Consider the following 22435-nt stretch of genomic DNA (forward strand, 5'->3'; position numbering starts at 1 on the left):
TGGCACGCTGTTGAGTTCTCAAGGAACGGACACTTCCTTCGAGCCGCATTCCTGCGGACCCTCCGGGCGCTTCGTTCTTTCGTGTTCCCAGCTTACCAGAGGTTTTTCGCTCTGATTTCCATTCCCGCTGGAGTGGGAATTCCTTCGACTGCGCCGCAGAGCTTACCAAAAGTTCTGCACTGCTTAGCCTCGGGGGTTTTGCCGAAACCGGGCCGGCATCCTCTCGGACGCATTTCCTCGATTCGGCGGTGTCGTAGACATTACGCCTCGGCGGACCGTCTGTCCAGTCACGCCCAACCGTTCAAACCTACTAGCCCATGGGAAACACGTCAATGGTTCCGCTGGGTTGATCATCAGGCTACCAGGTTCGGCAGGGCGCTCGTGACCACGCCGCACCACCCGCGCCCCGGTCCGGGGTGCACCGGTGCGGTCAGCCCGCCATCGGCTGGTGGTCGGTGCGGTCGGCGGCTTCGACGTCGCCGGTCTCGCCGGCGAGGGCGGCGCGCTTGCCGAGGACCAGGGCGTAGACGAGGAAGAGGGCTTCGACGGTGATGCCCATGCCGATGCGGATCCAGCTGGGGAGGGCCGAGCCGGTGACGAAGCCCTCGATGAAGCCGGTGACCATGAGGACGGCGGCGAGGCCGATGACGGCGCCGATGACGGCTCGGCCTTCCTCGGCGAGGGCGACGGCGCGGGTGCGGGGGCCGGGGTCGACGACGGTCCAGCCGAGGCGGAGGCTCAGGCCGCCGGCGACGAAGATGGCGGTGAGTTCGAGCAGGCCGTGCGGGATGAGCAGGCCGAGGAAGAGCTGGAGGTGGTCGGCGGAGGCCATGATGCCGACGCCGCTGCCGAGGTTGAGGACGTTCTGGAACAGGATGAACAGGGTGGGGACGCCGAGCAGGACGGCGGAGACCAGGCACTGGGCGGCGACCCAGGCGTTGTTCGTCCACACCTGGGCGGCGAAGTTCGCCGAGGGGTGCTCGGTGTAGTAGCTCTCGAACTCGCCGCCGGACTTGGTGAGCTGCTCGTACTGCTCGGGCGACATCAGGGACTTGATCATCTCGGGGTGGCTGCCCACCCACCAGGCGATCACGGCGCTGAGGACGAAGGAGACCGCTCCGACGGTGAGCCACCAGCGGCGGGCGCGGTAGAGGATCGCGGGGAAGCCGGCGGTGAAGTAGCGGGCGGCGTCCTGCCAGGAGGAGGCGCGGGCGCCGGCGACGGCGTTGCGGCCGCGGACGACCAGGGCGGTGAGCCGGCCCTCGACGCCGGGGTGCGGGGCGGCGGCCTGGACCTGGGCGAGGTGGCTGGTGGCGCGCTGGTAGAGGGCGATGAGCTCGTCGGCCTCCTCGCCGCTGAGGCGGCGGCGGCTGCTGAGGACCTCCAGACGGTGCCATTCCGCCTGGTGGGCGGCGACGAAGACGTCCAGGTCCATGGCGGCTCTCTCCGGGGGCGCGGCGGGGCGCCGGGCCGCCACTGGTTGGTGTGCGGCCGGGCGGTTGCGGGGCATAGCTTGCCAGAGCGGGCGGCCGGTGTGTCGGGGACGTCGGAAGCGGTGCCGGGGGCGCCGCGGGGAGCGGTGGCCCGGGGTTACCCGCCGAGGGTGCTCGGCCTTATGTTTGCCGCTGTTGATCGAGGGGGTCGGGTCGCGCGACGCGGGTCGCCGGCGGACCGTGGAGCGGAGCGGGTGGGTGGCGTGAGCGAGCTGGTGACCGGTGAGGCGGTCGTCCTGGGGTTGCGGACGGCGAGACTGCCCTCGCGGGCGCTGGCCAGGCTGCTGGACTGGCTGGTGTACACCGTGGGGTACCTGATCCTGCTGCTCGCCCTGGTCGCGGGGCTCTCCGACCTGGAGGGGGCGGCGGTGATGGCGTTCGCGATCACGCTGCTGGTGTTCTTCACGGTGCTGCTGCCGACGCTGGTCGAGACGCTGTCGCACGGGCGGTCACTGGGGAAGGCCGTGCTGGGGCTGCGGGTGGTGCGGGCGGACGGCGGTCCGATCCGGTTCCGGCACGCGCTGGTGCGGGGGCTGGTCGGGGTCATCGACTTCGGCGTGTTCTCGATGCCGGCGGTGGTGACCTCGCTGTGCTCGGTGCACGGCAACCGGCTGGGGGACGTCTTCGCGGGGACGCTGGTGATCCGCGAGCGGCTGCCGCGGAGCGCGCGGGACCAGGGGGCGGTGCCGCCGGTCCCGCCGCAGGTGATGCACGCGCTGGGCGCGGACCTGGTGGCGCTGGACCTGTCCGCGGTGCCGGACGGGCTGTGGCTGTCCGCGCGCCAAGTGCTCGGCCGGATGGGAGAGCTGGACCAGCCGGTGGCGGCCGCGCTGGGCGACCGGCTGGCCGCGGAGATGGCCCGGCGGACGGGGTGGCCGGTGCCGGCGGGGCTACCGTCGCTGGTGTACCTGGGGGCGGTGCTGATGGAGCGCCAGCGCCGCGAGTGGGAGCGGGCGTCGGCGGCGCAGCTGCAGGCCTTCCGGGCCGCCCAGGCCGCCCAGATGACGCAGGCCCCGACCGCCCCGGTGCCGGCCCCGCCGCAGGCCGGGCCGCCGGTGCGGCAGCTCGGGTACCCGCAGGCGCCGCAGGCCGCGCCCGCGCCCGTGCCGCCGGCGGAGCAGGCCGTCCGGACCGCGCCGCCCGCCACCGACGGCAACAGCACCAGCGGCACCAACAACGGCGGCGGGTTCGCGCCGCCCGCCTAGGCCGGGTGGCGGCGCGGGTTGGGCGGTGAGTCGAGTTCCTCCAGTTCGATGCCGGGGGCGCCGAGCAGGACGTCCCCGGTGAGGTGGAGGTCGCGGACCTCGCCGGTGTCGAGGTCGGTGACCCGGTAGTGCTCGACGGGGAGCGGGCCGCTGTCGGTGGGGTGGTCCTGGACGGAGTGGAGCTGCCAGCCCTGGTCGAGGGTGCGGGGGGCGAGGGCGTCGCCGGTGAAGGAGACCAGGCGGATCCGGGCGCTGCCGCCGGGTTCGAGGTCGAGCAGCCGGGCGGTGGCGACCAGGAAGGCCGGGGAGTCGCCGGTGAAGGCGTGCGCCCGGTCCTCACCCTCCACCGCGTCGGCGCCGCCGCCGGTACCGGTGGCGTCGGCGCGGACCCAGTGCACGCCGTCGAGCGCGCCGCCGCGGACCTGCCAGCCGCCGGAGCGGAGTTCGAGCCGGATCGGGCGGTGCCGGGCGTCCAGGGTGAGGTCGGTGGTGCCCTGGACGGTGCCGTCGGGGCGGTAGCGCTTGGCGACGTAGCGCCAGCCGGCCGGACCGGGGGCGCACTGGAAGCGCTCCTCGCCGAGCGGGGTCCCGTCGTGCGGGTCGTGGAGTGAGTAGCGGCCGTTCGGCATGGGGGAAGCCTACGGAACCGGGGGTGCAACCTTCTCGGGGGCGGGTCGCATCAGGGTGGCGGTGGTGCGGCCGTGCCACCGGTCACGGGGAGGAGGGGCGCCGGGATGGCGGAGCTGACGCGGGACGAGGAGTTCACCGCGTTCGTGGCCTCCAGGGCGGTCTGGCTGCGGAAGGTCGCGTACCTGCTGTGCGCGGACTGGCACCGCGCGGACGACCTGGTGCAGGAGAGCATCACCAAGCTGTACACCCACTGGGGCCGGGCCGGCCGGGCGGAGAACCGGGACGGCTACGCGCGAACGGTGCTGGTCAACACGTTCCTGGCCGAGCAGCGCACCGCGTGGTGGCGACGGACCAGGCCGGCGGCGCGGCCGCCGGAGGGGGCGGCCGTCGCGGAGCCGGACCTGGCGGTGTCGCTGGACCTGCGGGAGGCGCTGGCGGCGCTGCCGCCCCGGCAGCGGGCGACGGTGGTGCTGCGCTACTACTGCGATCTGACGGTCGAGCAGACCGCGGCCGAGCTGGGGTGTTCCAGCGGCAACGTGAAGAGCCAGAGTTCGCGGGCGCTGGAGGCGCTGCGGCGTTCCTCGGTGCTGCGCCCGGTGGGGAGGTCGGAGGCATGAGCGGGGACGGGGAGGAGCTGTCGGTGCGGATGGCGCGGTACGTGGCGGCCGAGGAGGGGTCGGCGCCGCCCTCGCGGGTGGATCCGGCGCTGGCGGTGCTGCGGGGCCGGGAGCTGCGCCGGCGGCGGACCTGGACGCTGGTGTCGGCGGTGGCGGTGCTGGCGCTGTCGGCGGGCTCGTTCGCGGTGCTGGGCGCCGGGGGCGGGACGGGTTCGACGGGGGTCCCCGCCGCGCCGCGGACCGGTTCGCCGTCCGGGTCGCCGCCGCCCGACGCGTACCGGAAGACGGCGCCGACGGAGCGGAGTTCGGCGGTGCCGGTGGTCGGCCGGACGGTGCTGACGGTGCCGGGCAGGTTCGGTTGGCTGCCGGACTCGGTGACCACGGTGGAGTACCGCTCGGAATCGACCGGAGTGGACGTGACGGCCTACGGCGACCTGGTGGACCACGGCCGGGTCCAGTTCCTGCTGACGGCGTTCCCGGAGGGGATGACCCCGGACGTGGACCCGCTGATCGGCGCGGGCGACGGGCTGCGGGTGGACGCGCCGCCGGTGAACGGCGGGGAGGCGTACTGGGTGACGTCGAGCGACGCGTCGTTCGCGCGGGGGACGCCGTCCCGGCTGCGCTTCCGCGGGGCGGACGGGGTCTGGTACCAGCTGGAGAGCTCGGGGTTGCCGGACGCGGAGCGGCAGCAGCTCCCGCTGCGGGTCGCGGCGGGGGTGGTGCCGGGCCGCTACACGCCGCCGCTGCCGGTCTCGCTGTCCTCGCTGCCGCCGGACACCGTGGTCAGCAACGCGTCGTTGCGGCACGCCGCGCACGGTGCGGCGCCGTGGGAGGCCGAGCTGACCTTCCAGGAGCGGGGCGTCCACTACGTCACGGTGCGGGCGGCCCCGGCCGGGGAGGGCCCGTCGTCGGGGCCGTCCGGTTCGCCGGGGCGGGACGCGAACGGGTTCCCGGAGTACTACCCGGGGCTCTGCTCGTCCGGGTACGGGGTCCGCTGGTGCGTGAAGGAGGTGCAGCCGGCGGCGGACGCGGAGAGCACGATGACGGTCTGGCTGACCCGGGTGGTGCCGCGCGGCTCGGACGAGCGCTCCTGGTCCGCCGACGTGCTGCCGTAGCGGGCCGGAACGCGCCGGTGCCCGGCCCCCCGCGGGGGGGCCGGGCACCGGGTGCGTGCGGGCGGTGTCAGTAGCGGTACTGCTCGGCCTTGTACGGGCCCTCGACCGGGACGCCGATGTAGTCGGCCTGGTCCTGGGTGAGGGTGGTGAGCTTGACGCCCAGCGCGTCCAGGTGGAGGCGGGCGACCTTCTCGTCCAGGTGCTTGGGCAGCACGTACACGCCGACCGGGTACTGCTCGGTCTTGGTGAACAGCTCGATCTGCGCGATGGTCTGGTTCGCGAAGGAGTTGGACATCACGAAGGACGGGTGGCCGGTCGCGTTGCCGAGGTTGAGCAGGCGGCCCTCGGAGAGCACGATGATGGTCCGGCCGTCGGCCTTGCGCCACTCGTGGACCTGCGGCTTGACCTCGGTCTTGACCACGCCGGGGAGCTTGGCGAGGCCGGCCATGTCGATCTCGTTGTCGAAGTGGCCGATGTTGCCGACGATGGCCTGGTGCTTCATCCGCTCCATGTGGGAGGCCAGGATGATGTCCTTGTTGCCGGTGGTGGTGACGAAGATGTCGGCGATCTCGACGACCTCGTCCAGGGTGGTGACCTGGTAGCCGTCCATGGCGGCCTGCAGGGCGCAGATCGGGTCGATCTCGGTGACGATGACGCGGGCGCCCTGGCCGCGGAGCGACTCGGCGCAGCCCTTGCCGACGTCGCCGTAGCCGCAGACGACGGCGACCTTGCCGCCGATCAGGACGTCGGTGGCGCGGTTGATGCCGTCGATCAGGGAGTGGCGGCAGCCGTACTTGTTGTCGAACTTCGACTTGGTCACCGAGTCGTTCACGTTGATCGCCGGGAACAGCAGCTTGCCGTCGCGGTGCATCTCGTACAGGCGGTGGACGCCGGTGGTGGTCTCCTCGGTGACGCCCTTGATGGTGGCGGCGACCTCGGTCCACTTCTGCGGGGTCTCGGTGAGGGTGCGGTTGAGCAGTTCCAGGATGATCCGGAACTCGTCGTTGTCCGCGGTGGACGGGTCCGGCGCGGCACCGGCCTTCTCGAACTCGACGCCCTTGTGGATCAGCAGGGTGGCGTCACCGCCGTCGTCCAGGATCATGTTCGGGGTCTGGCCGTCGGGCCAGGTGAGCGCCTGCTCGGTGCACCACCAGTACTCCTCCAGGGTCTCGCCCTTCCAGGCGAAGACCGGGACGCCCTGCGGGTCCTCGGGGGTGCCGTCCGGGCCGACCGCGATGGCGGCGGCGGCGTGGTCCTGGGTGGAGAAGATGTTGCAGGAGCACCAGCGGACCTCGGCGCCCAGGGCGGTGAGGGTCTCGATCAGGACGGCGGTCTGCACGGTCATGTGCAGCGAGCCGGTGATCCGGGCGCCGGCCAGCGGCTGGGAGGCGGCGTACTCGGCGCGGATCGACATCAGGCCGGGCATCTCGTGCTCGGCGAGCTGGATCTCCTTGCGGCCGAACGGGGCCAGGGAGAGGTCGGCGACCTTGAAGTCGCCGGTGGGCTGGTTCGACATGCGAACTCCTCGCGGGGTGGTCCGGTTTGCGGGTGTGCTGAGCGGCAGAGGGCGCGCGGGGGCGACCCTCTGCTGCGGCACAATCCGTCGGAGGACCTCTCTCCCTCGACCGGAGCCCGGCTCCGATCGACCGCCATCAGCAGCGACGTTTGGCACTGCCCTCGAATCTACACCGATCGGACGCGGCTCAGTGGGCGTTCGGGCCCGGTCCGCCCGGAGTGGCGTCCGCGTCCGGGCCGGCCAGGGCCTTCTCCGCGGAGTAGACGTCGGGCTCCAGGTAGATCGCCCGGGCGATCGGCACGGCCCGGCGGACCCGGACCTCGGCGTGGTCGATCGCCTCGGCGACCACCGCGGCGCTGTCCTCCGCGTTGACGCCGATCTTGGCGGCGACCAGCAGTTCCTCCGGGCCGACGTGCAGGGTGCGCATGTGGATGACCGAGGTGACGGTGTCGTGGTCGACCAGCGCCTCGCGGATCCGCGCCACCACGTCGGCGTCGGCGGACTCGCCGATCAGCAGCGACTTGGTCTCCAGGGCCAGCACCAGCGCGATGGCCACCAGCAGCACGCCGATGGAGAGCGTGCCGACGCCGTCCCACACCGCGTCGCCGGTGACCGCGCTCAGGCCGACGCCGAGCAGCGCCAGCGCCAGGCCGATCAGCGCGCCGGTGTCCTCCAGCAGCACGACGGGCAGCTCGGGGGCCTTGGCGCGGCGGATGTACGCGGGCCAGCCGTGCGCGCCCTTGTCCTTCGACGCCTCCCGGTAGGCGGTGAGGAAGGAGTAGCCCTCCAGCAGGATGGCGAACACCAGCACGCCGACCGGCCAGTACCAGTTCTCCAGCTCGTGCGGGTGGGCGATCTTCTCGTAGCCCTCGTAGATCGCGAACATGCCGCCGACGCTGAACAGCACGATCGAGACCAGGAACCCGTACACGTACCGTTCACGGCCGTAGCCGAACGGGTGCTCCTCGGTGGCGGCGCGCTGCGAGCGCTTGCCGCCGACCAGCAGCAGCACCTGGTTCCCGGAGTCGGCGATCGAGTGCACGCCCTCGGCGAGCATCGACGACGAACCGGAGAACGCGAACGCGACGAACTTGCTGACCGCGATTCCCAGGTTCGCGGTCAGTGCCGCGACCAGTGCCTTGGTGCCGCCTTCGGTACTCAACCCCGTACGTCCCTCCGCGAGGGCCCGGGGCTTTGCCGGGCCTTGGTTGACGAGGGGACGATACCGTGTCAGCCCCGGGTGGCCAGGCCCAGGTACACCGCCGCGAAGTCGGTCAGGCCGATCAGTTCGGCCAGCGCCTGCACCGGGTCCTCCTGCGCGGAGGTCTGCTCGGTGATCCGCACCTCGTGCGCGGTGGCCAGCCGGCGGGCCCGGGCGACCGGCCAGCCGGGCTGTTCGAGCTCGGCGGCGCCGGGGGTGTGCCGGAGCAGCAGCACCTGCAGCTGGAGCGGCACCGGCTCGTCGACCCGGTCGCGGAAGAAGTCGTCCGGGTCGCCGCCGAGCCCGCCGGCGAACATGCCGCGGTGCGCGGTCAGCGCCTGCGGGAGGCGGGCGGCCAGCGCGGGCAGGCCGGCCCGGTCGGCCAGCGCGGCGGCGAACCGCTCCCCCGCGGCGGCGGCCGGGGCGCCCTCGGTCCACAGCAGCGGGACGGTCTCGGCCAGCCGGGCGGCCAGCGTCTTCGCCGGGTTGTCGTACGCGTGCGCGTCGGGGCGGCAGCGCACAGCGACCTCGTCGAGCCGGTCGGCGGCGGCCTCCAGCGCGCCGGGGGCGAGCTGGGCGGCGCCGACCCGGTCGGCCAGCGCCAGCAGCGGGGCCAGGAAGGCCCACAGCGCGGTCGGGTCCTCGGCCGGGAGGTCGGGCTCGGCGTCGGAGCCCTCCGGCTCGACCCCGCTGGGCTCGAACGGCAGCGGCAGGGCGCGCACCTGGAGCGCCGCCTCGAACAGCTCGGAGCCCTCGGGGGCGATCACCGCGATCGCGCAGCCGCGGCCGTACGCCTGCTCGGCCAGGTTGATCAGGCCGCCCTCGCGGCCGTTCTCGCTGGCCAGCACGACCAGGTCCAACGGGCCGGCCCAGCCGGGCAGTTGCCACGTCCCGCCGTCGGTGAAGGCGAAGCCGCCGGGGCGGGCGTCGGACGGCGGCAGCGGCCAGACCTGGCAGCTGGGCACGGCGAGCGCGGCCAGCGCGGCGGCGGCGGTCAGCGCCCCGCCGTGGCCGGCCACCAGCACCGCGCGCGGCCGGCCGTCCGGGTTCAGGGTGGTGACGCCGGCCGCGTCGGCCCGGCGCAGCGCGATCCGGACCCGGGCGCCCGCGCCGGCCAGGGCCAGCAGCTCGCGCCGCCGGTCGGCGCGCTGCACGGCGGCCGGGTCGTCGAGCAGGGAGTCGTCGAACATGGCGGCTGGCCTCCAGCGGCGGGCGGGGCGGGGTCAGGACGGGCGGCGGGCCTCGTCCACCAGCAGGACCGGGATGCCGTCGCGCACCGGGTACACCAGGCCGCAGCCCTCGCCGGTGCAGCGCAGCTCGTGCACCTCGCCCTCGGTCTCCTCGTCGAGCGGCGAGTGGCACTCCGGGCAGACCAGGATCTCCAGCAGGAAGGACGGCAGGCTCATGGCGGTCGGACTCCGGGGGTTCGGGCAACGGTACGGAAAGCCGGTGACACAGCAGTACCCCGGCCGGTGGCAACCCTACCGGCCGGGGCACGCGAAAAGTCAGCGGCGGGCTGACCGGGCGCCGGTCAGCCGCGGACGATCGCCAGCACGCCGTCGCGCAGCTCGGCCATCTTCGCCGGGTCCTTGGCCTCGGCGTTCAGGCGCAGCAGCGGCTCGGTGTTGGAGGCGCGCAGGTTGAACCACCAGTCCGGGCCGGCCACGGTCAGGCCGTCGAGCTCGTCGGTGCTGACGCCCGGCTGGTCGGCGTAGGCGGCGCGGACCCGGGCGGTGGCGGCGGCCTGGTCGGCGACGGTGGAGTTGATCTCGCCGGAGGCGGCGTACCGCTCGTACTTCGCGGTCAGCGCGGACAGCGGGCCGTCCTGGCCGCCGAGCGCGGCGAGCACGTGCAGCGCGGCCAGCATGCCGGTGTCGGCGCGCCAGAAGTCGCGGAAGTAGTAGTGCGCGGAGTGCTCGCCGCCGAAGACCGCGTCGGTCTCCGCCATCTCCTGCTTGATGAAGGAGTGGCCGACCCGGGTGCGGACCGGGACGCCGCCGAGGTCGCGGACCACCTCGGGGACGGTCCAGGAGGTGATCAGGTTGTGGATGATCGTCGGGTGGGCCTCGCCGGCCGCCTGGGCGCGGGCGATCTCGCGCTCGGCGACCAGCGCGGTGATCGCGGACGGGGAGACCGGGTCGCCGTTCTCGTCGACCACGAAGCAGCGGTCGGCGTCGCCGTCGAAGGCCAGGCCGAGGTCGGCGCCGACCTCGCGGACCTTCGCCTGCAGGTCGACCAGGTTGGCCGGGTCCAGCGGGTTGGCCTCGTGGTTGGGAAAGGTGCCGTCCAGCTCGAAGTACATCGGGACGACGTCCAGCGGCAGGCCGGCGAAGACGGTCGGCACGGTGTGGCCGCCCATGCCGTTGCCCGCGTCGACCGCGACCCTGAGCGGGCGGACCGCCCGCAGGTCGACCAGGCCGCGCAGGTGGTCGGCGTAGCCGCCGAGGGTCTCCCGGGCGGACAGCGCGCCGGGGGCGGTCCCGGCGGGGGCGGCCGGGACGTGCACCGCGCCGTCCTCGTCGAGCCAGGACTCGACCAGCTCGCGGATCTCGGACAGGCCGGTGTCCTGGCCGACCGGGGCGGCGCCCGCGCGGCACAGCTTGATGCCGTTGTACTCGGCCGGATTGTGCGAGGCGGTGAACATCGCGCCGGGCAGGTCCAGGCTGCCGCTCGCGTAGTACAGCTGGTCGGTGGAGCACAGCCCGATCTCCACCACGTCGGCGCCGCGGGAGGCCGCGCCCTCGGCGAACGCCCGGGACAGCGCGGGCGAGGAGGGCCGCATGTCGTGGCCCACGACCACCGCGGCGGCGCCGACCACCTCGACGAAGGCGGCACCGAAGGCGTGCGCCAGCGACTCGTCCCACTGGTCCGGCACGACGCCCCGGACGTCGTACGCCTTCACAAGCTGCTTGAGGTCCCGCACCAGATCGCTCCCGTGTGTGTGCTGCGCAGTACTGCGGACGTGGCCGGCGCCCGCCGGTCCGGGCCCGCAGAGGGGCAGCGTACCGGGCGGTGGCGGGAGCGCCGCGACGGCCGGGCTCAGCTCTCCGGGGAGCGCAGCACCCGCAGGTGGCCCCGGCGGCCCGACTCGCCCTCGGCGGGCGTGGCCTGACGCGGCGTGCGCTCCTGCGGGCGGGCGGCCTCGCGGACGGCGTTGGCCAGCGCCTCCAGGTCGTCGCTGCTGCGCCGCAGCGGGCCGGTGTCGCCGGCCAGGCGGACCACGTCCCAGCCGCGCGGGGCGGTGAGGCGCTCGGCGTGCTCGGCGCACAGGTCGTAGCAGTGCGGTTCCGCGTAGGTCGCCAGCGGTCCGAGCACCGCGGTGGAGTCCGCGTAGACGTACGTCAGCGTCGCCACGGCCGGCCGGCCGCACGCGGTCCGCGAACAACGACGTACAGAGCTCACGAGGGTGGACGGTACCGCAAGTCGGACCGGCCCGCGAAGACCCGCCCCCGGCTCGCGTGTCCCGTCGCCGTTACGCGCCGTGCTGGAGTGGTCCACTTCCGGGCATCCAGGGACTACGCTCGACACTGCTATGGACAGCTCGACACCCTCGTCCCCGCCCGGTCCCGGCCGCCGCAAGCACCGCGACCGGCACGGCCGCGGCATGCGCGGGCCGCTGGCCCCGCCGCAGGTGCCCATCTCGCTGACCCGGTCGGAGCTCTTCGACGACTACGTCCGCGAGTCCATGGAGCGCCTGGTGCGGCGCTGGCCGCAGCTGGAGGACGTGGAGTTCGCCGTCCTCGAAGTGCCGCTCCCGGCCAGGAACGAACCCGAGCCCGACACCGTCCCGCTCGGCCGGGTGGTCCCCGGCGCGGCCGGGCGGCGCAGCCGGATCCTGGTCTACCGGCGGCCGGTGGAGATCCGCGCCAAGTCCAAGGAGGACCGCGCCGCGCTCGTCCACGAGATCCTGATCGAGCAGGTCGCCGAACTGCTGGGGCTGTCGCCGGACGCGATCGACCCGCGCTACGGCGAGGAGTAGCCCTCCTCCGGGCGGGCCGCCGGTCGGGGCCCGCCCGGGAGGGGCGGTCACTTCAGGACGACGCCCGGGTCGGGGGCGACGTGCGGGACCTCGACGGTGGCGTGGTCGTCGCGGAAGCGCTGGACGGTGAAGGTGGGGACGTCCCGGGTGACGGCGCTGATCTGCCGGGTGGCGAGGACCGGGCCGCCGCCGAGGGTCTGCAGGGTGAGGGCGTAGGGGCCGTTGACCTGGGCGGGGTCGATGCCGTCGACGGTGACGGTGGTGCCGGCCGGGACGCTGACCTCCTTGCTGGCGGGGGTGCCGCCGCCCGCGCCGGCCGAGCTGGTGACCTTGACCTTGGCGTCGCCGTCGGTGGCGGTGAGGAGCAGCTTGGTCTGGCCGGCCCGGTTGTCGGCGATGGTGGCGCGGGCGCCGATCGGGGCGCCGCCGGAGAGCCAGCTCGCCTCGGTCTTGCCCTTGTTCTCGCGGTCGACCCGCAGGCCGGCCACGACCGGGGTGGGGTGGGTGTCGCTGGAGGGGGTGAGCCGGATCGCGCTCGCGCCCTCGCGGGTCTGGTCGGTGAACTGGAAGTCGAGGACGGCGGTCATGCCGGCCTTGACGTGGATGGTCTCCTTGCCGGCGGGGGTGAACCAGCCGTTCTTGCCGGAGAGCTGGACCTTGAGGTCGGCGTCGTCGGCGGAGTCGGTGGCGACCACCAGGTGGGCGGTGGTGACGTCGTCCGGGATGCCGGGGACGGTGACGGCGGGGGCGGGGTCGGCGGAGGGTTCGAGCCAGTCGGTGCCCTTGCCGGTCTCGATGGCGTGCACGCCGGCGCCGATCCGGCCGCTGCGGGTGACCACGTGCAGGGCGAGGTTGTCGACGGGTTCCTTGGTGAGGCTGCGCAGGGTCATCGTCTGGAACTTGCCGGGGGCGATCGCGATGCCGGTGGCGAGGTCGTTCTCGATCTGGCCCTTGTCGCCGTACATCCGCAGGTCGACGACGGCGGGCAGGGTGTCGGCGTTGACCAGGGTGACGTAGTCGACCCGGCCCTCGGCGGTGCTCGCGCCGGCGAACCAGAAGCTGGTGCCGGAGGGCAGGCAGCTCGCGCCGGACAGGTTGACGCCGCCCTGCTCGGAGGTGGTGAGCTGGGTGGCGGTGAAGCCGGGGGCGAGGTTGCCGGTGGCCGTCGCGAAGCTGCCGGGGGCGGTGTCGGTGTTGGCGGCGGGGCCGGTGGCCGGGACGCCGGGCTTGGCCAGGTTGACCCGGGCGTCCACGACGGAGGCGGCGGGCGCGCTCGGGGCGCCGGAGGGTGCGGCCGGGGTGGCGGGCGACCCGGTGCTCGGGGCGGGGGCGGCGGGCCGCGCGGGGTTCTGCGCGGCCAGCACGTTCTCGGTGGTGGCGTCGGCGAGCAGGCCGGTGCCGGTGCCGCCGGTGCCGCCCTCGGGGCTGAACAGGGTGATGCTGGTGGAGCCGGTGACGCCCTGCATCGGCGGCGGGCAGACCAGCGCGGTGCGTTCGACCTGCGCGGTGGTGCGGGCGCCGCCCGCGTCGTCGGCGGCGCCGGCCGGGGCGCGCAGTTCGGCGACGCCGAACACCAGGCCGAGCACGGCCACGCCGGCCAGCAGGGACCGGCCGGTGCGGCTGCCGCCGGCCGCGCCGCTCAGGCCGGGTGCCTTGAGCTTGGGGGCCTTGAGCTTGGGCGCCTTCAGGGTGGGCTTCTTCATCGCGGGTCAGCTCCCCGTCCCGGGCCGCTGCGGTTGGCCGCCGCCGTAGGGGTCGTTGGGGTCGTAGTAGGTGGTGGGCTGCTGCTGTTCGGGCAGCCAGGGCTGCTGTCGGCCGTCCTGCTGCGGGTAGCCGGCGGCGTACGGGTCGTTCCAGCCCTGGGCGGGCGGGGTGTCGTAGCCGTACTGCTGCTGGCCGTACTGGTCGTAGCCGTCGCCCTGGTGGGGCGCGCCGACGGGCTGCTGCTGGGAGTAGCCGTAGCCGTCGCCCTGGTAGCCCTGCTGCTGGTACGGGTCGGCCTGGTACGGGTCGGCCTGGGCCTGGTACGGGTCGGCGAAGGGTTCGGGCTCGGGCTGGTAGGCCGCGGCGGGCTCGGGTTCGCCGACGGGCTGGGCCGGGATGCCGGGGGCGTAGACGCCGGGTTCGGCCTGCGGGTCGTCGCCCTCCCCGCCCTCGCCGCGTTCGGCGAGGCGGCGGGCCCGGCGGCTGCCGGGGACGGGCGCCTGGGCCTGGGCCTGGGCGGCCAGCGCCTGGGCGGCGACGACCTCCTCGGGGATGTCGTCGTCGTTGGTGTTGCGGCGGCCCGGCAGGGCGAGGACCAGGACGACCACGCCGAGCGCGAGCCGGCCCCAGGTCCAGGCGGTGTGGGCGGGGCTGGTGGCGCGGGTGACGTCGAGCCGGCCGCCCTCGGCGGGGAGGGTGAAGCCCTGGGCCCAGCCGTCCACGGTGACGGGGGCGAGCGGCTTGCCGTTCAGGGTGGCCCGCCAGCCGCCGTCGGCCTGTTCGGCGAGCCGCAGCTGCCGGCCGGCCGGTCCGGCCGGGACGGTGGTCCAGATGTCGTGCTGCCCGGCGGGGACGACCACGGGGACGGTGCCGGGGCTGGTGATCTGCGCCCGGGTGCCGGGGACGCTGTTGACCTGCCAGAGGCCGACGCCGTTGTCGAGGCTGAGCCGGATGACGCCGGGCGTGGTGTCGAGGACGTCGCGGACCTCGGCGATCACCGGGTCCTTCACCTGGACGTAGCTGATGCCGTACCCGGCGAGGGTGCGGGCCAGGTCGCCGCCGGAGCCGGCCAGCAGCTTGGCGGTGAGCTCGGCGAGCCTGCCGTCGGCGGCGGTGTCCACGGTGCCCTCGGCCTGGCCGGTGGTCAGGCCGGCGCCGCGCACCAGCGCGTACCGGACCGAGGCGCCCTCGGCGTCGCCGGTGACGATCAGGGTGCGGGAGCGGTCGGTGGTGTTCCCGGACTGGGCGATGAACGCCGGGACCTGGGCGTCGCTGCCGCGCCGCAGCGGGCCGTCGGCGCCGCTGACCGCCCACCAGACGGCGGTGCCGACGGGGGCCAGCACGGCGGCGGCGAGCACCAGCGCGGCGACCGGCTGGCGCCAGCCGAAGGCGATGCCGGAGACCCGGGTGTTGGCGCCGTCGGCGCCGATCGCGGCGGCGGCGAGCAGCGCGACGCCGGCCAGCAGGGTGGCCGGGCCGGCCCAGGCGGCGGTCTGGGCACCGCCGGAGGCGGGGGTGACGGCGGTGCCGGCCACCACGACGGAGAACACCAGGCCCGCCGCGGCGGCGCCCCAGGCGGCCAGCACGGCGCGGCGCCGGTCGGCGCGCAGCAGCGCGGCGAGCGCCGCCAGCACCACGCCGGCGGAGAGCCAGACGGGGGGCGTGCCGGCGCCGCCGGGGTTGACCAGGACCAGGCCGAGCGGGTCGGCGGCGGGCCCGTTGAAGCCGGGGACGCCGGCCTCCAGCAGCAGCCGGGAGGGGTTCGCCAGCACCTGGAGCGACCAGGGGGCGAGCACCAGGACGGGCACGCCGAGGATCACCGCGACGCGCAGGCCGAGCAGCCGCACGGCCTGCGCGCCGGAGCCGAACGCGCCGCCCCGGAGCACCGCGTGGACCAGCGCGGCCAGGCAGAGCGGGACGGCGATCGCCCAGACCAGCGGGACGAAGGCGGTGATGACGGTGAGCATCAGCACCGTCATCCAGGCGGAGCGCCAGCCGGGGCGGGCGCCCTTGGCGGCGGTCTCGGTGCGGATGCCGAGGCCGGCGGTGATCGCGGCGGCGCGGGCCAGCGGGGGCAGCAGCACGGCGAGCACGGCGGTGCCGATCCGGCCCTGGGCGAGCGCGCCGGTGGCGGCGGGCAGCATCGCGTAGGTGGCGCTGGCCCAGGCGCGGACGGCCTTGGAGGCGATCAGCGGCCGGGAGACCAGGTAGGCGCTGACCGCGGCGAGCGGCACCGAGAGCACCACGAGCAGGGTGAGCGCGAGGTCGGCGTGGTCGAACAGCGCCCAGGAGAGCACGGCCAGCACCGCGAGGTAGGGCGGGGCGGTGGCGGTGGAGCCGGTGCCGACGGCGTGCCAGGGCGCGGCGTACATGTTCCACAGGCCGGCCGCGCCGTCCGAGGCGGGCAGCAGGGCGCCGCCCTGGAGGTAGCCGGAGCCGATCAGGTCGCGGCAGGCGACCAGGGCGAACAGCAGCAGGGCGGCGAACAGCACCGGGGCCGGGCGCCGGACCAGCTTCTTGAGCAGCGCGAACTGTTCGACCACCAGGTCGTCGGTGTCGTCGTCGCCGGGCCCGGTCTCGACCGAGCCGTGCCGGCCGGCGCCGGCGTCGTCGCTGCCGCCGATGCCGAGCGAGCCGACCATGTTCTCGACGGCGAGCCGGACGGTGGCGCCGGGGGCCGGGAAGAGCGTGCGGTCGTCCAGCGAGTCGACCGAGCGGCTCCTGCGGCGGCGCGCCCGGGAGGTCATCAGCCGGGGCAGGCGCAGCAGTTCGTGGCCGAGGCCGGCGATCTCGTCGTAGGCCTGCCGGGGGTCCTTGCCGACCAGGTTGACGGCGACCCGGAACAGGGTGCCGAGGACCAGCCGGAGCAGGACGTACGGGAAGAGCAGGCCCTTGGAGTTGGCGAGCAGGGTGTAGACGGCGCCGGCCTTGTCGACCCGGTGCGGGTGGGCGGGGGCGCAGTCGATGGCGCGGCGTTCGCGGCTGGCGGCCTCGGCGTGCCGGAGCACGGCGTCGGGGGCGACCACGACGCGGTGGCCGGCCGCGTTGACCCGCCAGCAGAAGTCGGTGTCGTCCCGCATCAGCGGCAACGCCTTGTCGAAGCCGCCGAGTTCCTCGAAGACGTCGCGGCGCACCAGCATGCCGGCGGTGGAGACGGCGAGCACCGGGCGGACCTGGTCGTGCTGGCCCTGGTCCTGCTCGCGGCGGTCGAGGCCGGTCCAGCGGCGGCCGGAGCGGGCGATGCTGACGCCGACCTCCAGGAGCTGCCTGCGGTCGTACCAGGAGCGGAGCTTGGGGCCGACCACGGCGGCGGGCGGGGTGGAGTCGGCGACCTGGAGCAGTCGGCGCAGGGCGTCGGTCTGCGGTTCGCAGTCGTCGTGCAGCAGCCAGAGCCACTCGACCGGCTGGGTCTCGCGCGGCCCGCCGCGGCCGAGTTCGTCCTCGCCGCCGAGCGGGTCGCCGAAGTCGTCCCAGCCGCCGGTGACCGGGTCGTAGCCGGACGGGTCGAGGCTGTAGGAGAGGTCCTCGGGGCGCAGCGGGGGGCTGTTGAAGACGGCTTCGCCGACGGCGCGGCCGAAGCCGACCCGGCGGCCGAGGATCTGCGGGCCGCTGTCGGGGAGCCAGTCGCCGAGGGTGTCGGCGAGCAGCTGCGGGGAGTTGTCGGTGGAGCCGGTGTCCACGGCGAGGACGCGCTGGACCTGCCGGTCCTGGCCGAGCAGTCCGGCGAGTGCCTGCGGCAGCCAGCGGGCGCCGTCGTGCGAGACGATCACCGCGGTGACCAAGTGGCGCGGGTAGGCGGGCGGCCTGGCAGCGGAGAAGCCGCTCTGGTGGCTGTAGACAGTCATCGGGTGCGCGGACCACCGGTTCGGGTTTGACGGCAGATGACGCACCACACTAACGGCTCCGGGTGGCGCGATCGTCCCCGGCGGGTGTGAAGAGACGGTGCAGCGGGTATCGCGTGCGACGGGCCGCGGGTGCCCGGGAACGCGAAAGCGCCCCACCTGTTCGGTGAGGCGCCGGCACGGGTCCCGCTGGTGCGGAGGGTTCAGACCGCGCTCTTCTTCAGACGACGGCGTTCGCGCTCGGACAGGCCGCCCCAGATGCCGAACCGCTCGTCGTTGGCGAGGGCGTACTCCAGGCACTCGGCCCGGACCTCGCACGCCAGGCAGACCTTCTTGGCCTCCCGGGTGGATCCGCCCTTCTCGGGGAAGAAGGACTCGGGGTCGGTCTGGGCGCACAACGCGCGCTCCTGCCAGCCGAGTTCCTCTTCGTCTTCCTCGATGCCCTCACCGATCAACAGCTCAAAGAGCTCGCTCATACTGGCGCGCCTCCTCTGCCCCTCTTGGCGTCCCCGTGGTGTTGCCGTTGCCGGTGCGGCGGAACGACACGAGAGAAATTACAGTTGCGTCACTCTGGCCTAGTCAAGCCGAGCTCTGGTATTGGGCCAAGGATTCACTCCCCGGAACCAAGCCACTACGAATAGTGTACATATCCGGACAACCCGGACATCACGCCTGGTCCCTGACCGGTCCTCAGGCCGCCCTGCCACGCATGACCGGGGTGGCACCGGGCAGCACCGGGGCGATCTCACGGCGTCCCTTCCCGGAGGTTTGGGGTTCGAAACCTTAATGGGCGCTTATCACCCCATCCGGTGGTTCGGAGTGGATGTGACCCGAATGTCCGTCAGCTCGCCTTGACACTTGAGGGTCGGTTGCGGTCTCCTTGCCCGCATGTCAGAGTTCCCGGCCACCTCCGCCGACCGGCGCCGCCAGGCGCTCCTCGGCGCTGCCGTGAACTCCTCGTGTTGTCGCCGCTGTCTCCGCTGTATCTAGGCGCCCGCGTCCCACCGCGCGCCGCCCCGGAACAGAGGCCGACCGCGCGACAGTCCCCCCTGAACGTTCTCGCGGCCCCGGCTGATCCCCATCCGCAGCCGACCGACCCGAGGACGTCACCGTGCGAATGCCCCGCTTCCGCAAGCGCAACCGCGATCGCAAGCGCCTGCCCGCCGCCACCCTCCCGACCCCGCCCGTGCCCGCGCCGAAGCCGGCCCCCCGCTGGACCGACGGCCTGAGCGACGTGTCCATCGCGGGCGACCCGATGGCCTTCCCGCACCTGGCCCGCACCGACCTGCCCGCGCACCCCACCACGCTCGGCGGCTACGCCCGGCTGGTCCGCGAGATCGCCGCCGACCGGGCCCGCTGGGAGCCGCTGGTCCGCTACGACGCGCTGACCCGCTGGTACGCCCGGCTGGAGACCGGCCCCGGCTACGAGGTGTGGCTGCTCAGCTGGCTGCCCGGCCAGTCCAGCGGCTTCCACGACCACGGCCGCTCCTCCGGCGTGATGACCGTCGTCCAGGGGGAGCTCACCGAGCGCTCGCTGACGGCGGGGGGCGAGGGCTCGCGCGCCCTGGCGCCCGGCGGGCTGCGGGTCTACTCCACCGGCTACCTGCACGAGATGGTCAACGCCGCGCTGGAGCCCGCCGTCTCGGTCCACCTCTACACGCCCGGCCTGGTCGAGATGAACCAGTACCCGACCGAGCGGCGGGCCGCCGTCGCGAACGTCACGGACGTCACGGACGCCGCGGACCCGGAGCGTCACCGGGTGCGCTGACGCGCTGGCAGGATGTGGCCCATGCGAATCACTGCGTTGGCGGGCGGGATCGGCGGAGCCAGGTTCCTGCGCGGGCTGCGGGCGGCCCTCGGGCCGGAGGACCGGATCACCGTGATCGGGAACACCGGGGACGACATCCACCTGCACGGCCTGAAGGTCTGCCCCGACCTGGACACCGTGATGTACACCCTCGGCGGCGGCATCCACGAGGAGCAGGGCTGGGGCCGGGCCGACGAGACCTGGTCGATCAAGGAGGAGCTGAAGGCGTACGGCGTCGGGCCCGAGTGGTTCGGGCTCGGCGACCGGGACTTCGCCACCCACATCGTGCGGACCCGGATGCTGAACGCCGGGTACCCGCTGTCCGCAGTCACCGAGGCGCTGTGCGACCGCTGGCAGCCCGGCGTCCGGCTGCTGCCGATGAGCGACGACCGGGTCGAGACGCACGTCCGGATCACCGACGCGGACGGGACGCGGGTGGTGCACTTCCAGGAGTACTGGGTGCGGCTGCACGCGGCCGTCGAGGCCGAGGCGATCGTCGCGGTCGGCGCCGAGGACGCGAAGCCCGCGCCCGGCGTGCTGGAGGCGATCGCCGAGGCCGACCTGGTGCTGCTGCCGCCGTCGAACCCGGTGGTCTCGATCGGCACCATCCTGGCCGTCCCCGGCATCCGCGAGGCGGTCGCCGCCGCGGACGCCCCCGTGGTCGGCCTCTCCCCCATCGTCGGCGGCGCCCCCGTGCGCGGGATGGCCGACCGGGTGCTGGCCGCCGTCGGCGTCGAGACCGGCGCGGCGGCCGTCGCCCGGCACTACGGCGCGCGCCGGGACGGCGGGCTGCTGGACGGCTGGCTGGTGGACTCCTCGGACGCCGGCTCGGTCGCCGAGGTCGAGGCCGCCGGGATCGCCTGCCGGGCCGTCCCGCTGCTGATGAGCTCGGTCGAGGCCACCGCCGAGATGGCCCGGGCCGCGCTGGCGCTGGCCGCGGAGGTCGGCGAGTGACCGGGGCCGCCGGGCTCTCGGTGCTGCCGGTGCCCGGGCTGCCGGAGGTCGCGGCCGGTGACGACCTCGCCGAACTGATCGCCAAAGCCGGGGAGTTCGAGGACGGCGACATCCTGGTGGTCACCTCCAAGGTGGTCTCCAAGGCCGAGGGACGGCTGGTCCGCGCGGACGACCGGGAGGCCGCGATCGACGCCGAGACCGTCCGGGTGGTGGCCCGGCGCGGCCGGGCCCGGATCGTCGAGAACCGCAACGGCCTGGTGATGGCCGCGGCCGGCGTCGACGCGTCCAACACCGCCCCCGGGACGGTCCTGCTGCTGCCGGTCGACCCCGACCGTTCGGCCCGGCAACTGCGCGCCCGGATCCAGGAGCTGACCGGGCGGCGGCTGGCCGTCCTGGTCACCGACACCTTCGGCCGGCCCTGGCGCAACGGCCTGGCCGACGTCGCGATCGGCGCCGCCGGGCTGCCCGTGCTGGAGGACCACCGCGGCCGGTTCGACAGCCACGGCAACGAGCTGCGGCTCACCGTCACCGCCACCGCCGACGAACTCGCCGCCGCCGCCGACCTCGTCAAGGGCAAGGCCACCGGCACCCCCGTCGCCGTCGTCCGCGGCCTCGGGCACCTGGTCACCCCGGCGGACGGCGAGGGCGCCCGCGCGCTGGTCCGCGCCGCCGGGCAGGACATGTTCCGGCTCGGCACCTCCGAGGCGGTCCGCGAGGCGGTCACCCTCCGGCGGACGGTCCGCGCCTTCACCGACGAACCCGTCGACGGCGACGCCGTCCGCCGGGCCGTCGCCGCCGCGGTCACCGCCCCCGCCCCGCACCACACCACGCCCTGGCGGTTCGTCCTGCTCGAAACGGCCGAGGCCCGGACCCGGCTGCTCGACGCGATGCTCGCCGCCTGGCAGCGCGACCTGCGCGACCTCGACGGCTGGAGCGCGGAGCGGATCGCCCGGCGCACCGCCCGCGGCGACGTGCTGCGCGGCGCGCCCTACCTGGTCGTCCCCTGCCTGGTCACGGACGGCTCGCACGCCTACCCCGACCCGAGGCGGGCCGCCGCCGAGCGGGAGATGTTCGTGGTCGCGATCGGCGCCGCCGTCCAGAACCTGCTGGTCACCCTCGGCGGCGAGGGGTACGGGTCGGCGTGGGTCTCCTCGACCATGTTCTGCCGCGACACCGTGCGGGAGGCGCTGGACCTGCCGGCCGGGTGGGACCCGATGGGCGCGGTCGCCGTGGGGCGGGCGGCGGAGGAGCCGAGGACGCGTCAGCCGCGCTCGCCGGAGGACTTCCTGACGGTGCGGTAGGCCGGCGACCGGTAGGGCGGCACCGGGGCCCCGGGGGCCGCCCTACCGGTCGCGGTGGTCGTTCGGCGTCAGGCGGGGGCCGTACTTCGGGGGGCGGGCGCCGGTCAGCGGGAGGATGCGGCACAGGCGGTGGCGGTGGGGGCGGTAGGGCTCCAGCAGGGCGAGCATCTGGGCGTCGTCGCTGCGGGGGCGGCCGGCCAGCGCCCAGCCGACGGTGTTGGGGAGGTGGTAGTCGCCGACCGAGACGGCGTCGGGGTCGCCGTTGCTGCGCTGCAGGGTCTCGGCGGCGGTCCAGGGGCCGATGCCGGGGACGGCGGTGAGGCGGGCGAAGGCCTCCGCCGGGGGCAGCGCGGAGGCCTGTTCGAGGCGGGCGGCGAGCCGGGCCGCGCGCAGCACGGTGGCGGAGCGCTTGGGGTCGACGCCGGCCCGGTGCCAGGCCCAGCTGGGGACGAGCGTCCACTCGCGGGCGGAGGGGGCGACCCGCATGCCGAGGTCGGCGGCGGGGCCGGGGGCCGGGGTGCCGTGGTCGCGGAGCAGGGTGCGCCACGCGCGGTAGGCCTCCATGGTGGTGACCTTCTGCTCCAGGACGGCCGGGACGAGGGACTCCATCACCAGGCCGGTCCGGGTCAACCGCAGCCCCGGGCAGGAGCGTTGGGCCTCGCGCAGCGGCCCGGGCGGCAGGACCAGGCCGGCCGGGTCGTCGTGCGCGCCGAGCAGCGCCGGGAGCTGTTCGAGCAGCCAGCCGCCGCCCGGGCCCCAGCCGGTGGCGTCGATCTCCTCGGCGCGCCGGAGGATCCGCAGCGTGCCCGGGCCGTCGGGGGTGCGCGAGGCGCGCCAGACCGCGCCGTCCGGGGTGCGCTGGAAGGCCGGGTCGCCGGCACCGTGCTGGAGCGGGAAGAGGGTGCGGCCGAGGTCCAGGGGGTGACCGGGCCGCCACTGCCGGGTCTGGGCGGGCATCGGCCGTTCCTCTGGCTGGAGTGGGGTGCGGAGCAGCGCCGAGCGTAACGCGGCGCGGCACCCGGACGGCGCGGGCACCCTCCCGTCCGGCGGGGGGCAGGACGTAGGCTGGGA

Annotated in this window: 19 protein-coding genes; 7 read left to right on the forward strand and 12 right to left on the reverse strand. The window is 74.7% G+C overall.

From position 1 onward, the window contains the following. Positions 1-430 precede the first annotated feature (430 nt). The gene (locus tag ACZ3J7_RS38370; protein ID WP_465628001.1) at positions 431-1435 is read right to left on the reverse strand and encodes a stage II sporulation protein M; all 1005 of its coding nucleotides are present in this window, start codon (positions 1433-1435) and stop codon (positions 431-433) included. A 261-nt stretch (positions 1436-1696) separates the two neighbouring features. On the opposite strand from ACZ3J7_RS38370, the gene ACZ3J7_RS38375 reads away from it, so the two are divergent. Then, on the forward strand, positions 1697-2698 hold the full coding sequence (locus ACZ3J7_RS38375; RefSeq protein WP_465628003.1) for an RDD family protein: 1002 nt from the start codon (positions 1697-1699) through the stop codon (positions 2696-2698). On the opposite strand, the gene ACZ3J7_RS38380 is transcribed toward ACZ3J7_RS38375, so the two are convergent. Continuing rightward, a complete protein-coding gene (locus tag ACZ3J7_RS38380; RefSeq protein WP_465628005.1) occupies positions 2695-3327 on the reverse strand; it encodes a hypothetical protein in 633 nt (210 codons plus the stop codon). The two genes, ACZ3J7_RS38375 and ACZ3J7_RS38380, sit on opposite strands and share 4 nt — an antisense overlap. Positions 3328-3432: 105 nt before the next feature. Here ACZ3J7_RS38380 and ACZ3J7_RS38385 point away from each other — a divergent pair, with 105 nt between their 5' ends. After that, entirely contained in the window at positions 3433-3945 is a 513-nt protein-coding gene (locus ACZ3J7_RS38385) for a SigE family RNA polymerase sigma factor (protein ID WP_465628007.1), read from the forward strand. Continuing rightward, a complete protein-coding gene (locus tag ACZ3J7_RS38390) occupies positions 3942-5060 on the forward strand; it encodes a hypothetical protein (RefSeq protein ID WP_465628009.1) in 1119 nt (372 codons plus the stop codon). The genes ACZ3J7_RS38385 and ACZ3J7_RS38390 overlap by 4 nt, the downstream gene beginning before the upstream one ends. Positions 5061-5127: 67 nt before the next feature. Here the strand turns inward: ACZ3J7_RS38390 and ahcY are convergent, their stop codons facing one another. From ahcY to ACZ3J7_RS38420, 6 genes are all read right to left on the reverse strand, one after another. Beyond that, the gene (gene ahcY, locus ACZ3J7_RS38395) at positions 5128-6576 is read right to left on the reverse strand and encodes an adenosylhomocysteinase (protein WP_465628011.1); all 1449 of its coding nucleotides are present in this window, start codon (positions 6574-6576) and stop codon (positions 5128-5130) included. Positions 6577-6763: 187 nt separating this feature from the next. Next, positions 6764-7738, reverse strand: a complete 975-nt coding sequence (locus ACZ3J7_RS38400; protein ID WP_465628013.1) for a cation diffusion facilitator family transporter — start codon at positions 7736-7738, stop codon at positions 6764-6766. A 68-nt stretch (positions 7739-7806) separates the two neighbouring features. After that, the gene (locus ACZ3J7_RS38405) at positions 7807-8967 is read right to left on the reverse strand and encodes an SIS domain-containing protein (protein ID WP_465628015.1); all 1161 of its coding nucleotides are present in this window, start codon (positions 8965-8967) and stop codon (positions 7807-7809) included. Positions 8968-9000: 33 nt separating this feature from the next. Further along, complete coding sequence (locus ACZ3J7_RS38410; RefSeq protein WP_465628017.1) at positions 9001-9183, reverse strand: Trm112 family protein; 183 nt, start codon at positions 9181-9183, stop codon at positions 9001-9003. Positions 9184-9308: 125 nt separating this feature from the next. After that, a complete protein-coding gene (locus ACZ3J7_RS38415) occupies positions 9309-10703 on the reverse strand; it encodes a phosphomannomutase/phosphoglucomutase (RefSeq protein WP_465628050.1) in 1395 nt (464 codons plus the stop codon). Positions 10704-10816: 113 nt separating this feature from the next. Then, the gene (locus ACZ3J7_RS38420) at positions 10817-11179 is read right to left on the reverse strand and encodes a DUF3499 domain-containing protein (protein ID WP_465628019.1); all 363 of its coding nucleotides are present in this window, start codon (positions 11177-11179) and stop codon (positions 10817-10819) included. A gap of 130 nt (positions 11180-11309) precedes the next feature. Between ACZ3J7_RS38420 and ACZ3J7_RS38425 the strand changes: the two genes are divergently transcribed. Next, complete coding sequence (locus ACZ3J7_RS38425) at positions 11310-11756, forward strand: metallopeptidase family protein (RefSeq protein WP_465628021.1); 447 nt, start codon at positions 11310-11312, stop codon at positions 11754-11756. 47 nt (positions 11757-11803) lie between these two features. Here ACZ3J7_RS38425 and ACZ3J7_RS38430 read toward each other — a convergent pair whose 3' ends face one another. The 3 genes from ACZ3J7_RS38430 to ACZ3J7_RS38440 form a co-directional block, all read right to left on the reverse strand. Further along, positions 11804-13459, reverse strand: a complete 1656-nt coding sequence (locus tag ACZ3J7_RS38430; protein ID WP_465628023.1) for a DUF5719 family protein — start codon at positions 13457-13459, stop codon at positions 11804-11806. Between the two features lie 6 nt (positions 13460-13465). After that, entirely contained in the window at positions 13466-17305 is a 3840-nt protein-coding gene (locus ACZ3J7_RS38435; RefSeq protein WP_465628025.1) for a glycosyltransferase family 2 protein, read from the reverse strand. Between the two features lie 200 nt (positions 17306-17505). Beyond that, positions 17506-17778: a WhiB family transcriptional regulator gene (locus ACZ3J7_RS38440; protein ID WP_014136066.1), complete on the reverse strand. Its 273-nt coding sequence runs from the start codon at positions 17776-17778 to the stop codon at positions 17506-17508. A gap of 779 nt (positions 17779-18557) precedes the next feature. On the opposite strand from ACZ3J7_RS38440, the gene ACZ3J7_RS38445 reads away from it, so the two are divergent. From ACZ3J7_RS38445 to ACZ3J7_RS38455, 3 genes are read left to right on the forward strand one after another with little or no spacing between them, the layout of a single operon-like run. Beyond that, complete coding sequence (locus ACZ3J7_RS38445; RefSeq protein WP_465628051.1) at positions 18558-19070, forward strand: cysteine dioxygenase; 513 nt, start codon at positions 18558-18560, stop codon at positions 19068-19070. Between the two features lie 21 nt (positions 19071-19091). Further along, positions 19092-20063 carry a 2-phospho-L-lactate transferase gene (gene cofD, locus ACZ3J7_RS38450; RefSeq protein ID WP_465628027.1) on the forward strand — a complete coding sequence of 324 codons (972 nt, stop codon included), beginning with the start codon at positions 19092-19094 and terminating at the stop codon, positions 20061-20063. Beyond that, a complete protein-coding gene (locus ACZ3J7_RS38455) occupies positions 20060-21364 on the forward strand; it encodes a coenzyme F420-0:L-glutamate ligase (protein WP_465628029.1) in 1305 nt (434 codons plus the stop codon). Before cofD ends, ACZ3J7_RS38455 begins: the two co-directional genes overlap by 4 nt. 42 nt (positions 21365-21406) lie before the next feature. Here the strand turns inward: ACZ3J7_RS38455 and ACZ3J7_RS38460 are convergent, their stop codons facing one another. After that, positions 21407-22321, reverse strand: a complete 915-nt coding sequence (locus tag ACZ3J7_RS38460) for a DNA-3-methyladenine glycosylase family protein (RefSeq protein ID WP_465628031.1) — start codon at positions 22319-22321, stop codon at positions 21407-21409. Between the last annotated feature and the right edge of the window lie 114 nt (positions 22322-22435).

This window comes from Kitasatospora sp. NPDC015121, from assembly GCF_055562955.1.

Excerpts from the sequence above, each read along its gene's own strand:
- ACZ3J7_RS38370 (WP_465628001.1), bottom strand. The coding sequence starts at position 1,435 with ATGGACCTGGACGTCTTCGTCGCCGCCCACCAGGCGGAATGGCACCGT.
- ACZ3J7_RS38380 (WP_465628005.1), bottom strand. The coding sequence starts at position 3,327 with ATGCCGAACGGCCGCTACTCACTCCACGACCCGCACGACGGGACCCCG.
- ACZ3J7_RS38385 (WP_465628007.1), top strand. The coding sequence starts at position 3,433 with ATGGCGGAGCTGACGCGGGACGAGGAGTTCACCGCGTTCGTGGCCTCC.
- ACZ3J7_RS38390 (WP_465628009.1), top strand. The coding sequence starts at position 3,942 with ATGAGCGGGGACGGGGAGGAGCTGTCGGTGCGGATGGCGCGGTACGTG.
- ahcY (WP_465628011.1), bottom strand. The coding sequence starts at position 6,576 with ATGTCGAACCAGCCCACCGGCGACTTCAAGGTCGCCGACCTCTCCCTG.
- ACZ3J7_RS38405 (WP_465628015.1), bottom strand. The coding sequence starts at position 8,967 with ATGTTCGACGACTCCCTGCTCGACGACCCGGCCGCCGTGCAGCGCGCC.
- ACZ3J7_RS38410 (WP_465628017.1), bottom strand. The coding sequence starts at position 9,183 with ATGAGCCTGCCGTCCTTCCTGCTGGAGATCCTGGTCTGCCCGGAGTGC.
- ACZ3J7_RS38425 (WP_465628021.1), top strand. The coding sequence starts at position 11,310 with ATGGACAGCTCGACACCCTCGTCCCCGCCCGGTCCCGGCCGCCGCAAG.
- ACZ3J7_RS38430 (WP_465628023.1), bottom strand. The coding sequence starts at position 13,459 with ATGAAGAAGCCCACCCTGAAGGCGCCCAAGCTCAAGGCCCCCAAGCTC.
- ACZ3J7_RS38435 (WP_465628025.1), bottom strand. The coding sequence starts at position 17,305 with ATGACTGTCTACAGCCACCAGAGCGGCTTCTCCGCTGCCAGGCCGCCC.
- ACZ3J7_RS38440 (WP_014136066.1), bottom strand. The coding sequence starts at position 17,778 with ATGAGCGAGCTCTTTGAGCTGTTGATCGGTGAGGGCATCGAGGAAGAC.
- ACZ3J7_RS38445 (WP_465628051.1), top strand. The coding sequence starts at position 18,558 with ATGGCCTTCCCGCACCTGGCCCGCACCGACCTGCCCGCGCACCCCACC.
- cofD (WP_465628027.1), top strand. The coding sequence starts at position 19,092 with ATGCGAATCACTGCGTTGGCGGGCGGGATCGGCGGAGCCAGGTTCCTG.
- ACZ3J7_RS38460 (WP_465628031.1), bottom strand. The coding sequence starts at position 22,321 with ATGCCCGCCCAGACCCGGCAGTGGCGGCCCGGTCACCCCCTGGACCTC.